The organism is Pseudomonas sp. LJDD11, assembly GCF_024584215.1.
GTDB lineage: Bacteria > Pseudomonadota > Gammaproteobacteria > Pseudomonadales > Pseudomonadaceae > Aquipseudomonas.
Map to the genome: position 1 here is coordinate 267362 of NZ_JANJFL010000002.1, position 12532 is coordinate 279893.

12 protein-coding genes are annotated in these 12532 nt (G+C 60.2%); 4 read left to right on the forward strand and 8 right to left on the reverse strand.

Annotated features, from left to right (window positions below):
• Positions 1 to 111: 111 nt before the first annotated feature.
• The 8 genes from NRB16_RS03770 to map form a co-directional block, all read right to left on the reverse strand.
• Positions 112 to 522, reverse strand: a complete 411-nt coding sequence (locus tag NRB16_RS03770) for a SufE family protein (protein WP_045488651.1) — start codon at positions 520 to 522, stop codon at positions 112 to 114.
• A complete protein-coding gene (locus NRB16_RS03775) occupies positions 519 to 1724 on the reverse strand; it encodes an aminotransferase class V-fold PLP-dependent enzyme (protein WP_253138923.1) in 1206 nt (401 codons plus the stop codon). Before NRB16_RS03775 ends, NRB16_RS03770 begins: the two co-directional genes overlap by 4 nt.
• A 69-nt stretch (positions 1725 to 1793) precedes the next feature.
• Entirely contained in the window at positions 1794 to 2828 is a 1035-nt protein-coding gene (dapD, locus tag NRB16_RS03780; protein WP_045488656.1) for a 2,3,4,5-tetrahydropyridine-2,6-dicarboxylate N-succinyltransferase, read from the reverse strand.
• Between the two features lie 46 nt (positions 2829 to 2874).
• Entirely contained in the window at positions 2875 to 3246 is a 372-nt protein-coding gene (locus tag NRB16_RS03785) for an ArsC family reductase (protein ID WP_045488659.1), read from the reverse strand.
• Positions 3247 to 3387: 141 nt separating this feature from the next.
• Complete coding sequence (locus tag NRB16_RS03790; RefSeq protein WP_045488661.1) at positions 3388 to 4005, reverse strand: hypothetical protein; 618 nt, start codon at positions 4003 to 4005, stop codon at positions 3388 to 3390.
• A 153-nt stretch (positions 4006 to 4158) separates the two neighbouring features.
• The gene (gene dapC, locus NRB16_RS03795; RefSeq protein WP_257105498.1) at positions 4159 to 5352 is read right to left on the reverse strand and encodes a succinyldiaminopimelate transaminase; all 1194 of its coding nucleotides are present in this window, start codon (positions 5350 to 5352) and stop codon (positions 4159 to 4161) included.
• Between the two features lie 57 nt (positions 5353 to 5409).
• Positions 5410 to 8106 (reverse strand): [protein-PII] uridylyltransferase, encoded by a 2697-nt coding sequence (locus tag NRB16_RS03800; protein WP_257105499.1) that lies wholly within the window; start codon positions 8104 to 8106, stop codon positions 5410 to 5412.
• A 30-nt stretch (positions 8107 to 8136) separates the two neighbouring features.
• The gene (gene map, locus NRB16_RS03805; RefSeq protein ID WP_045488666.1) at positions 8137 to 8922 is read right to left on the reverse strand and encodes a type I methionyl aminopeptidase; all 786 of its coding nucleotides are present in this window, start codon (positions 8920 to 8922) and stop codon (positions 8137 to 8139) included.
• A gap of 281 nt (positions 8923 to 9203) precedes the next feature.
• Between map and rpsB the strand changes: the two genes are divergently transcribed.
• From rpsB to frr, 4 genes are all read left to right on the forward strand, one after another.
• The gene (gene rpsB / locus NRB16_RS03810) at positions 9204 to 9941 is read left to right on the forward strand and encodes a 30S ribosomal protein S2 (RefSeq protein ID WP_045488668.1); all 738 of its coding nucleotides are present in this window, start codon (positions 9204 to 9206) and stop codon (positions 9939 to 9941) included.
• 210 nt (positions 9942 to 10151) lie between these two features.
• The gene (gene tsf / locus NRB16_RS03815) at positions 10152 to 11015 is read left to right on the forward strand and encodes a translation elongation factor Ts (protein WP_253138916.1); all 864 of its coding nucleotides are present in this window, start codon (positions 10152 to 10154) and stop codon (positions 11013 to 11015) included.
• Positions 11016 to 11229: 214 nt separating this feature from the next.
• Positions 11230 to 11970 (forward strand): UMP kinase, encoded by a 741-nt coding sequence (gene pyrH, locus NRB16_RS03820; protein WP_045488672.1) that lies wholly within the window; start codon positions 11230 to 11232, stop codon positions 11968 to 11970.
• Entirely contained in the window at positions 11970 to 12527 is a 558-nt protein-coding gene (gene frr, locus NRB16_RS03825) for a ribosome recycling factor (protein WP_045488684.1), read from the forward strand. Before pyrH ends, frr begins: the two co-directional genes overlap by 1 nt.
• The last annotated feature ends 5 nt before the right edge of the window (positions 12528 to 12532 follow it).

The following is a 12532-nucleotide window of genomic DNA, read 5'->3' on the forward strand; positions in this document are numbered from 1 at the left end:
AAACAGGCTCACAATGCTCATTTACACCCGTAAACTCCGCTTGCTCGCCTGTTTTTGCCTTGCACTGCCTGCCTCGCCTACGTTTTTCAACGGCTTGCTCGCCGAAGCCGCTCAGGACTGAGCAGCCAGTTCGCGCATGCGTTGCAGCACGGCGTTCAGGCCGTTGCTGCGCGACGGCGATAATTGACGACCAAGCCCCAGGCTGTCGAACCATTGCGCCACATCGACCTGGCGCAACTGCTCGGCGGACAGGCCGTTGACCCGCACCAGCAGCAGTGCCAACAGGCCGCGCAACAGCCGCGCATCGCTGCTGGCGCGAAACTGCCAGCGGCCTTCAGCGGCGTCAGCGAGCAACCAGACCTGGCTTTCGCAGCCGTGTACCCGATGCTGTTCGGACTTTTCCGCTTCGCTCAGTGCGCTCAGGCGTTCACCCCACTGCATCAGCAACCGGGCGCGTTGCTCCCAGCCCTGTAACTGGCTGAAAGCTTGCTGCGCCGCGACGGCTTCTGAACCCAGCGTCATGCCAGCAGCTCCAGCGACTGGTCCAGAGCACTGAACAGGCGCAGCAGGTCGTCCGAGTCGTTGTACAGCCCCAGCGACACCCGAATCGCGCCGGGCAGGCCGAGGTGTTTGAGCAGCGGCATAGCGCAGTGATGGCCGGCGCGCACGGCGATGCCCTGTTCGGTGAGCAGGTGGGCCAGGTCGGCGTTATGCACGCCCTCGACCACAAAGCTGACCAACGCCAGTTCAGGCGCGCCCAGCACGCGGACCCGATCGCGCTGCTGCAGGCCTTCAAGCAGACGTTTGTGCAATTGCGCTTCGTGGTCGGCGACCGCTCGCTGGTCGAGGCTGTCCAGGTAATCGAGCGTCGCCCCCAGCCCGATCACGCTGGCGATGGGCGGGGTTCCGGCTTCAAAGCCCAGCGGCGCGGCGCGAAACTCGGCATGCCGGTAGTCGGCGGTCAGTACCATCTCGCCGCCGAACTGCCAGTGGGCCAGCTTGGGCAGCGCTTCGTTACCCGCGTAGATCACGCCCAGGCCTTCGGGGCCATACAGCTTGTGGCTGGAGAAAACGTAGAAGTCGCAGCCCAGCGCCTGCACATCGTGGCGACCATGCACCACCCCTTGCGCGCCATCGACCACCGTCAGCGCCCCTTGGGCACGGGCCAGGGCCAGCAGGCGTGGCAGCGGTTGCCAGGCACCGAGCACATTGGAGAACTGGCTGACGGCCAGCAGGCGAGTGTTCGGGCCGATCAGCGCGCTGGCCGCGTCGAGATCGATCAGGCCGTGCGCATCAAGTGGCAGGATCACCAGTTTCAGATTGCGCCGCTGGGCCAGTTGTTGCCAGGGCAACAGGTTGGCGTGGTGCTCCAGGGCGCTGATAGCAATCTCGTCACCGGCGCTGAACACGCCTTCCAGGCCGTAGGCCAGCAGGTTGAGTGCCGAGGTTGCGCCGTGGGTAAAGATGATCTGCCCGCTCTCAGCGGCATTGAGCCAGTGGCTGACCTTGCTGCGCGAGGCTTCGAAGGCCTGGGTCGCGTGGGCACCAGGCAGGTGCTGGGCACGGTGTACGTTGGCCGCACCGTTGCAGTAGTAATGCATCAAGGCATCGAGCAATGCCTGGGGTTTTTGCGTGGTGGCAGCGCTGTCCAGATAGGTCTGGCCTTGCCGCTGCAGGGCGTCGATGGCAGGAAAGTCGGCGCGCCAGGGAGAAATCAGGGGCATTGGTCCGTCCGGCTTGTCAGGCGGGGCCAGGCCGCGGGGTTGCCCGCGCACCTGGACCCGTACACGGCATCAGTTGTGAGCGTGCAGTGCTTCGTTCAGCTCGATGGCCGACTTGTGGGTTTTGCATTCCACAGCGCCGGTTTGCGAGTTGCGACGGAACAGCAGGTCGGTCTGGCCAGCCAGATCGCGGGCCTTGACGGTGCTGACCAGTTCGTTGTTCTCATCGAGCAGCGCGACTTTGGTACCGGCAGTGATGTACAGGCCGGCTTCAACGGTGTTGCGGTCGCCCAGCGGGATGCCGATACCGGCGTTGGCACCGATCAGGCAGCCTTCGCCAACGCTGATGATGATATTGCCGCCACCGGACAGGGTGCCCATGGTCGAGCAGCCGCCGCCCAGGTCCGAGCCCTTGCCGACGAACACGCCAGCCGATACACGGCCTTCGATCATGCCCGGGCCTTCAGTGCCGCCGTTGAAATTGACGAAGCCTTCGTGCATCACGGTGGTGCCTTCACCAATGTAGGCACCCAGGCGCACCCGGGCGCTGTCGGCGATACGCACGCCGGCCGGCACCACGTAGTCAGTCATTTTCGGGAATTTGTCGACCGAGAAGACTTCCAGCAGCTCGCCTTTGAGGCGCGCTTCGAGTTGCCGCTCGCCCAGCTCGCCCAGATCGACTGCACCGGCGTTGGTCCAGGCGACGTTTGGCAGCAGCGGGAAAATACCGGCCAGGCTCAGGCCGTGCGGCTTGACCAGACGGTGCGACAGCAGATGCAGCTTCAGGTAGGCCTCAGGGGTCGAGGTCAGTGCGGCGTCTTCGGCCAGCAGGGTGGCGACCAGCGGCTTGTGGCTCTCGGCCAGACGGGTCAGCAGTGCGGCTTGTGCAGCATCGACAGGCTTGACCGCTTCGGCCAGCTTCGACGCCAGGTCGGTGTTGAATGCGATGGCCTGGTTACCGCCGCTGTAGCCCAGCAGTGGCGCGACTGCCGCGACCAGCTCGGCCGATGGCTTGAGCAGCGGCTGAGCGTAGAAGACTTCCAGCCAGTTGCCTTGACGATTCTGGGTGCCGACACCGAAGGCCAGGCTGAACAGAGTAGTGGACATGCATATTCCTCTTGAGTGATCAGGGGGTTGCCAGCAGCTCGTGGGCTTACTGCAACGCCGCCGCATACAGTTCGGGTTTGAAGCCAATCAGGGTTCGCTCGCCGAGATCGAGCACCGGGCGCTTGATCATCGACGGTTGCGCCAGCATCAGCTCGATGGCCTTGTTCTGGTCGAGGTCGGCTTTTTGCGCCTCCTCGAGCTTGCGAAACGTCGTACCGGCGCGGTTGAGCACCACTTGCCAACCGTGTTCGTCACACCATTGGCTCAGGTGTTCGCGGTCGATGCCCTGGGTCTTGTAGTCGTGAAAATCATGGCTCACGGCGTGTTGTTCTAGCCATGTACGGGCTTTTTTCATCGTGTCGCAGGCCTTGATGCCGTAAATGCGTACGATCTTGCTGTCGTTGGCGGTATTGGCCATTGCCGAAACTTCCCATGCATCGCTGAAAACAGCCGGTGATTATGCCATGCCCACACGTGCTGTGCCCGGCCTGTCTCGATATCTGTCGGACAATCACAGACAGAGGGGGCATATTCAGATGCCGGATTAAGGTACGTAGCGTCAGCGTACTATGCCGTTGAAAATCTCCGTGGCCTTACCGTCTTTCTTGATCGTGAGTTTGTTGTTCTGCGCCAGGGAATCTACTGCTTCCGAGCAGCCATCGACTGTGACGCTGCCGTCCACTGATTCCGTTGCTGTGCTGAAGCTCACCGCGTAGGTAGTGGCAGGACAAGCCCGGCCGCCTTCTCCAGTGGAGATAACCAGCACGTAACGGTCAGGGCCGAAGGCATAAGCTTTCTCTACTGTGACATAGGTCGAGAACTCGGGCTCTTCGAGCACTTGTTCAAGGATATTCATCACTCCGGCGCGAGACTGATAGTTGATGGCATCGGCGCCAGTGGTGAATGGGCCCACCTGATCGCCGGAGATTAGCACCGGTTGATAGGTGACGCTGGGAGCAGCAGGAGCCAGGCTGGCCGAGGGGGCCGGTTTCGTTACGAGTCCTGTCGATGTGGTGGGGCTGGTGCACTGGCCGTTTTCGCAGATCCGGTCGCCCTTACAATCAGTGTCTTTACCGCATTGTAAGGGCGCTTGGGCTGGGTGGCTGATCTTCTCGACAGGTTTGTCGCAGGCACTGAGGCAGAGGGCCAGGATGGAGAATGCAAAGACGCGCTTCATTAGCGAATTCCTTTTCATGAATGATGGCGCGGTAGTATCGCCAAACCTCTTGTGAAAGTCTTGGCCATTACCTTACGGGTATCCAGCGCATATCGTCCGGCGTGCGGGTGACAACCCACGGCACATTGCATGCCGTGGGGCAGGGCAGGCGTGTCAGCGGGTTACAAACGCCCGAATCCGCTCAGCGGCTTCGATGCACTCGGCCAGTGGTGCGACCAGGGCCAGGCGCACGCGGCCGGCGCCGGGGTTGAAGCCGTCCACTTCACGCGACAGGTACGAACCTGGCACTACAGTGACGTGCTGTTCAGCGTACAGGTCGCGGCAGAATGCGGCGTCGTCCTGGCCGACGCTGGGCCACAGGTAGAAGCTGCCGTCCGGGCGTTGCACGTCCATCACCGGGCTTAGAATGTCGAGCACGGCGTCGAATTTCTCACGGTACAGGTCGCGGTTGCTGCGCACGTGGTCTTCGTCGTTCCAGGCTGCGATGCTGGCCAGTTGGGTTTGTACCGGCATGGCGCAGCCGTGGTAGGTGCGATACAGCAAGAAGGCCTTGAGGATCTCGGCGTCGCCGGCCACAAAGCCGGAGCGCAGGCCTGGCAGGTTGGAGCGCTTGGACAGGCTGTGAAACACCACGCAGCGCTTGAAATCCTGGCGGCCCAGTTCGGCGCAGGCACTCAGCAGGCCGGGTGGCGGGCTTTGCTCGTCGAAGTACAGCTCGCTGTAGCATTCGTCGGCGGCGATCACGAAGTCGTACTGGTCGGCCAGGGCGATCAGTTTTTTCAGGGTTTCGAGCGGAATCAGTGCACCGGTGGGGTTGCCCGGCGAGCACAGGAACAGGATCTGGCAGCGCTGCCAGATGTGCGGGGCCACCGCGTCGAAATCCGGGTTGAAGCCGTTGTCGTTCAGGCACGGCAGGTAATGCGGCTGAGCGCCGGCCAGAAACGCCGCACCTTCGTAGATCTGGTAGAACGGGTTGGGGCTGACCACCAGGCCATCGGCTTCGCGGTTGACCACGGTCTGGGTGAAGGCAAACAGCGCCTCACGGGTGCCGTTGACCGGCAGTACGTGGCGGGCCGGGTCGATCCAGCCGGCGGGCACGCCAAAGCGTCGTTCGCACCAGTGGCCGATGGCTTCACGCAAGGCCGGCAGGCCCAGGGTGGTCGGGTACACCGCCATCTGGTCGAGATTGTCAGCCAGCGCCTTGGCCACGAACGCCGGCGATTTGTGTTTGGGCTCGCCGATCGACAGGGCGATGGGGCGCTTGTCGGGGTTGGGCGTCACGCTGCCGAGCAGGGCACGCAGCTTTTCGAACGGGTAGGGCTGAAGCTGTTGCATGGCGTTGTTCATGAGGCAAATGTCTCAAGGTGCAAGGCGCCCTGAGCCGGGCGCCGTAAATGGATAAATTCAGATACTCAGGCGAAACCCGCCGTCCGGTTCGCTGTTGACGTTCAACTGTTCGACAATGGCTTCCTGCAGGCGGGCACACAGTTGCGGGTCGGACAACGGCTGGTTGTCGGCATCGGTGATGAAAAACACGTCTTCGACCCGCTCGCCCAGGGTGGCAATCTTGGCGTTCTGCAGCGACAGGTCGAACTCCAGGAAGATCTTGCCAATCCGTGCCAGCAGTCCGGGGCGATCCGGGGCCAGCAGTTCCAGCACTGTGACCGGGCGCTGGGCGTCGTTATGGATGGTGACCTGCGGAGCAAAGCTGAAGTGCTTGAGCTGGCGCGGCACCCGGCGCTTGATGATGGTCGGGTAGTCGTCCGGGTTGCGCAGGGTCTCGGTCAGGCCCTGGCGAATTTCTTCGATGCGCTGCGGATTGTCGCCAATCGAGCCGCCATCGCTGTCGAGCACGATGTAGGTGTCGAGGGTGAACTGGCTGCTGGAGGTGATGATCCGTGCGTCATGAATGTTGAGGTTCAACTGGGCCATGGCGGCCACCGTTACAGCGAAGAAATCGTGCTGGTCGGCGGCGTAGATGAAGATCTGCGTCGCGCCCTCGAATTCACGTTGGGTGGTTTCCTTGATCAGCACCAGCGGGCCGCCGTTGACTGGCTGTTGCAGGATCGCATCGCTGTGCCAGGCCACGTCACCGGCGGTATGGCGCAGAAAGTAATCATCGCCCAGCCCTGACCAGAGCTGTTCCACATCGTCCGGGTCGGTGCCATTGCGCACCAGAATGTCCAGGGCGGCGGTCTGGGTGCGGCGAATCTGCTCTTCACGGTCCACCGGGTTTTCCAGGCCGCGGCGCAGTGCACGCTTGGTCTCGGTATACAGCTGGCGCAACAGGCTGGCTCGCCACGAGTTCCAGAGGGTCGGGTTGGTGGCATTGATATCGGCCACGGTCAGTACATACAGGTAATCCAGATGCACTTCATCACCGACAAACAGGGCGAAGTCGTGAATCACCTGCGGGTCGGACAGGTCCTTGCGTTGCGCGGTCGTCGACATGACCAGGTGGTTGCTCACCAGCCAGACAATCAGCCGCGTGTCCCACACCGGTAGCTGGTGGCGGTGGCCGAAGACTTCGGCGTCGACGGCGCCGAGCTCCGAGTGATCGCCACCGCGGCCTTTGCCGATATCGTGGTACAGCCCGGCCAGGTAGATCAGCTCCGGCTTGGGCAGGCGGGCCATGATCTTGCTGGCCAGCGGGAATTTCTCCGACACCTCGGTGTACTGCAACTTGCGCAGGTGTTTGATGAGGTTGAGGGTGTGGGCATCGACGGTATAAATATGAAACAGATCGTGTTGCATTTGCCCGACGATATGCCCGAATTCCGGCAGGTACAGGCCGAGGATGCCGTAACGGTTCATGCGTCGCAGATTGCGGTGGATGCCCGTCTCGCATTTGAACAGCTCGATGAACAGGCTGGTATTGCGAATATCGTTGCGGAACTCGTCGTCGATCAGGTAGCGGTGCTCACGCAGCAGGCGGATGGTATTGGCCCGCACGCCTTTGATCTCGGGGTTTTGTGCCATCAGCACGAAAATCTCGATGATCGCAAAAGGGGTGCGCTTGAAGACATTCGGACGCGTAGCTTCTATATAGCCATCATGGAGCTGGAAGCGTGAGTTCAGTGGCTGGGTGTTGCCGTCATCCTCACAGAGGATGACTTCCTCGAAGTGCTGGATGATCAGGTCGCTCAACTGGGCGATGCTCATCACCACCCGGTAATACTTCTGCATGAAGTTTTCGACGGCACGCTTGGAGTCGGTGTCCTGGTAGCCAAGCAGCTCAGCAATGGAGCGTTGATGGTCGAACAGCAGACGGTCTTCGGCGCGTCCGGCCAGCATGTGCAGGGCGTAGCGCACCTTCCAGAGAAACTCCTGCGAGGAGGCCAGCAACTGGTTCTCGCTTTCCAGCAGAAAGCCGGCACCGGCCATGGCCTGCAGGTTCAGGGTGCCGTACTGGCGACGGGCGACCCAGAGGATGGTCTGGATATCGCGCAGGCCACCCGGTGAACCCTTGACGTTGGGTTCGAGGTTATATTCCGTGTCGTTGTACTTGTGGTGGCGGGCGCGCTGCTCAGCCCGTTTGGCGAGGAAGAAATCCTTGCTCGGCCACAGGTGACCGGTGCTGGTGGCTTCGAGCATGTGCTCGCGCAAGCGTTCCGGGCCTGCAATGGTGCGGCTTTCCATCAGGTTGGTGATGACCGTCAGGTCGGCTTTGGCTTCGCTGGCGCACTCTTGCACCGAGCGCACGCTTTGCCCGACTTCCAGGCCGATATCCCACAGCAGGGTCAGAAACCGCTCGATGGAGTCGCGAAAGACTTCGTGATCGTCCTTGTCGAGCAGGATCAGCAGGTCGATATCGGAATAGGGGTGCAGCTCGCCGCGCCCGTAGCCGCCCACCGCCAGCAGGGCGATGTCGGCCTGAGGTTGCCATTGGAACTGGCTCCAGGCCTGTTGCAGGATGTTATCGACGAACCAGGCGCGGTCCTCGATCAGGCGACGGATCTCGCGGCCTTCGCGAAAGCGTTGGTCAAGCACCTCGCGCGCCTGGCGAATGGCCTTCTTGAACGCTGCGATGGGGCTGGACTTGAGGGCCAGTTCAGCCTGGAACTGGCCGCGGTCGAACAATTCGGGATCCACCTGCGGCATGGGCGTGGCTTTCCTTCGGGTCAGTGGTTGTCAGCCAGCGTTGGTACGGGCGATGGTGTCGTCGCTGCGCAGGGTGAAGATCTCGTAACCGTCAGCGGTGACGACCAGAGTGTGTTCCCACTGTGCCGAGAGCTTGCGGTCCTTGGTGATCGCAGTCCAGCCGTCGCCGAGGATCTTGGTTTCGGCGCGGCCCTGATTGATCATCGGCTCGATGGTGAAGGTCATGCCTTCCTTGAGCTCCATGCCGGTGCCGGCCTGGCCATAATGCAGCACCTGTGGCTCCTCGTGAAAGACCTTGCCGATGCCGTGGCCGCAGAACTCACGGACCACCGAAAAGCCGTTCTTTTCAGCGTGCTTCTGGATGACTTCACCGATATCGCCCAGCCGGGCGCCAGGACGGACGACCTCGATGCCTTTATACAGGCACTCCTGAGTGACGCGTGACAGGCGTTCGGCCCACTCGGGCACCTGGCCGACATGGAACATCTTGCTGGTGTCACCGTAATAGCCATCCTTGATGACGGTGATGTCGATGTTCAGGATGTCGCCGTTCTTGAGCGGTTTGTCGGCCGGAATGCCGTGGCACACCACATGGTTGATCGAGGTGCAGATCGATTTGGGAAAGCCTTTGTAGTTCAGCGGTGCCGGAATCGCTTGCTGAACGTTGACGATGTAATCGTGGCAGATGCGGTCCAGTGCCTCGGTGGTGACGCCGGCCTTCACGTGGGGCTCGATCATTTCCAGTACTTCGGCGGCCAGGCGGCCCGCGATGCGCATCTTTTCGATGTCTTCGTGATTTTTAATGCTGACAGTCATTCGGGCGCTCTCGGTAATGCACAAAGCGCCGATTCTAACAGACCGCCGGGCCTCTGGTGGCGATCCCCGGCACCGGATACGCAGGGCGATCAATCAGCCTGTAATAACTGTGGGTTTTGTTTGTCAGCTTTATGTGATATAAAGTGCGCCGCTTTGCAGGGGCTGCCCCTGGAGCATAAACCCACACACGTGTCGACACGATGACCTGGGTGCCGTTGGCAAAGCCGCCGGTTGGTCATTGGGATGCGTGGAGGCCTAACCCGACTTATCAAGGAACTATCATGTCCCAAGTCAATATGCGCGATATGCTGAAGGCCGGTGTGCACTTCGGCCACCAGACCCGTTACTGGAACCCGAAAATGGGCAAGTACATTTTCGGCGCGCGCAACAAGATTCACATCATCAACCTGGAAAAAACCCTGCCGATGTTCAACGACGCCCTGTCGTTCGTAGAGCGTCTGGCTAACGGCAAGAACAAGATCCTGTTCGTCGGCACCAAGCGTTCCGTTGGCAAGATCGTTGCTGAAGAAGCAGCACGCTGCGGTTCGCCGTACGTCGATCACCGCTGGTTGGGCGGCATGCTGACCAACTTCAAAACCATTCGTCAGTCGATCAAGCGTCTGCGCGAACTGGAAGTCCAGGCTGAAGACGGTACCTTCGCCAAGCTGACCAAGAAAGAAGCCCTGATGCGCAGCCGTGATCTGGAAAAACTGGATCGCAGCCTGGGTGGTATCAAGGACATGGGCGGCCTGCCTGATGCCCTGTTCGTTATCGACGTTGATCACGAGCGCATTGCAATCACCGAAGCCAACAAGCTGGGCATCCCGGTCATCGGCGTTGTCGATACCAACAGCAGCCCGGAAGGCGTTGACTACGTGATCCCAGGTAACGATGACGCCATTCGCGCCATCCAGCTGTACATGGGTTCGATGGCTGATGCCGTCATCCGTGGTCGCAACAACGTTGCTGGCGGCACCGAAGTCTACGAAGAAGCTCCGGCTGCTGCTGTAGAAGGCTGAGTAACCAACGCCAGGCGTTGACTCAGTACGCAAAAAAGGGGCTTGGCCCCCTTTTTGCCCCCTCGGAAAACATCGGCTGGGCCCGGCCTGGCTATGTTGTGCATTGCTTGCGCCAAGGTTGCATCTGCTGCTGCCAAGATGGTTTTTCAAGAATTTGAACGCCCGTGACTTCGGGTGGTGTGGTTAAAACCTATCCAAGAGGATTTTGAAATGGCAGAGATTACTGCGGCGCTGGTCAAAGAACTGCGTGAGCGTACCGGCGAAGGCATGATGGATTGCAAAAAGGCCCTGACCAAGGCCGGCGGCGACATCGAAAAGGCAATCGACGACATGCGCGCTTCCGGTGCCATCAAGGCTGCCAAGAAAGCTGGCAACGTTGCTGCTGAAGGCGCTATCGCCATCAAGGACGACGGTAAGTCCGCTGTCCTGCTGGAAGTCAACTCGCAGACCGACTTCCTGGCCCTGCAGGAAGACTTCAAGGCATTCGTTACTGCCAGCGTCGAAAAAGCCTTCGCAGAGAAGCTGACCACTGTCGAGCCACTGATCGAAGCTCAAGAAGCTGACCGTCTGGTACTGGTCGGCAAGACTGGCGAAAACGTCAACATTCGCCGTCTGGTCCGTGTTGAAGGTGACGTGCTGGGTGCTTACCTGCACGGCAACAAGATCGGCGTGGTTGTGGTCCTCAAGGGCGGCGACAGCGAGCTGGCCAAAGACATCGCCATGCACGTTGCGGCGACCAACCCTGAGTTCCTGCTGCCTTCGGAAGTTTCGGCTGAAGCGATCGAGCGCGAGAAGGGTGTCTTCCTGCAACTGAACGAAGACAAGATCAAGGGCAAGCCTGAGAACATCGTTGAAAACATGATCAAAGGCCGTATCTCCAAGTTCCTGGCTGAAGCCAGCCTGGTCGAGCAGCCTTTCGTCAAGAACCCGGAAGTCAAGGTTGGCGAGCTGGCCAAGAAAGCCGGTGCCGAGATCGTTTCCTTCACTTACTTCAAAGTGGGTGACGGCATCGAGAAGCCGGTTGATAACTTCGCTGAAGAAGTTGCCGCTCAAGTGGCTGCCAGCAAGAAGTAAGACGGTTTTCAACTGTCGTACTGCAGGCTGAAAAAGAGGCTGCCCGCTCATGCGTGCGGCCTCTTTTTCAAAAGAAACAGAGGAATTTTTGCTTGCAGGCATGGTCTGCAAGGCAGCTTTTTCTGGCGCCCCGGTAGCGTCAGACTAAAGTTGACGCAGGTCTTCAGGCCTGTATGGATTTCATAATCAAGTAATGCCGCAGGAGAGATTCGCAATGGCTCAGCAGGGCAGTGGTCATCAGGCTCGCTATAAACGCATTCTACTCAAACTTAGCGGCGAAGCCCTGATGGGCTCCGAGGATTTCGGCATCGATCCCAAGGTGCTCGACCGCATGGCGCTGGAAGTCGGCCAACTGGTCGGCATCGGTGTTCAGGTAGGGTTGGTGATTGGTGGTGGCAACCTGTTCCGTGGTGCTGCGCTGAGCGCGGCCGGCATGGATCGGGTGACAGGCGATCACATGGGCATGCTTGCCACCGTGATGAACGCGCTGGCCATGCGTGACGCCCTGGAGCGCGCCAATATCACTGCCATCGTGATGTCTTCCATTTCCATGACCGGCGTGACCGATCACTATGATCGGCGCAAGGCCATGCGTCACTTGAACGCCAAGGAAGTGGTGATCTTCGCAGCCGGCACCGGCAATCCGTTCTTCACCACTGACTCGGCCGCGTGCCTGCGGGCCATCGAAATCGATGCCGACGTTGTGCTCAAGGCAACCAAGGTGGATGGCGTGTACACCGCTGATCCGTTCAAGGACCCTAATGCCGAGAAGTTCGATCACCTGTCTTACGATGAGGTGCTCGATCGCAAACTGGGTGTGATGGATCTGACTGCAATCTGCCTGTGCCGCGACCACAAGATGCCGTTGCGTGTCTTCAATATGAACAAGCCCGGCGCCCTGCTCAATATTGTGCAAGGTGGCGCTGAAGGAACCCTGATCGAGGAAGTTCGATAATGATCAACGACATCAAGAAAGATGCCCAGGAACGTATGGGTAAGTCGCTCGAAGCGCTGGGTCGTAACCTGGCTTCGATCCGCACTGGCCGTGCACACCCCAGCATCCTCGACAGCGTCAAGGTGACTGCCTGGGGCAGCGAGATGCCACTTAACCAGGTTGCCGCAATCAGCGTCGAAGACGCGCGTACCCTGAAGATTGTCGCTCACGACAAGAATCTCAGCGCGGCCATCGAGAAGGCCATCCTGACCTCCGATCTGGGGCTGAACCCTAGCAGTGCCGGTACCACCATTCGTGTACCGATGCCTGCCCTGACCGAAGAGACCCGCAAGGGTTACACCAAGCAGGCGCGTGGTGTGGCAGAAGACGCCAAGGTTGCAGTGCGCAACGTGCGTCGTGATGCTCTGGCTGACCTGAAGAAACTGTCCAAAGACAAGGAAATCAGCGAAGACGAAGAGCGTCGTGCCGCCGATGAGCTGCAAAAGCTCACCGACAAATATGTCGCGGAAGTCGACAAGGCACTGGAAGCCAAAGAAAAAGACCTGATGGCCGTTTGAGGTCG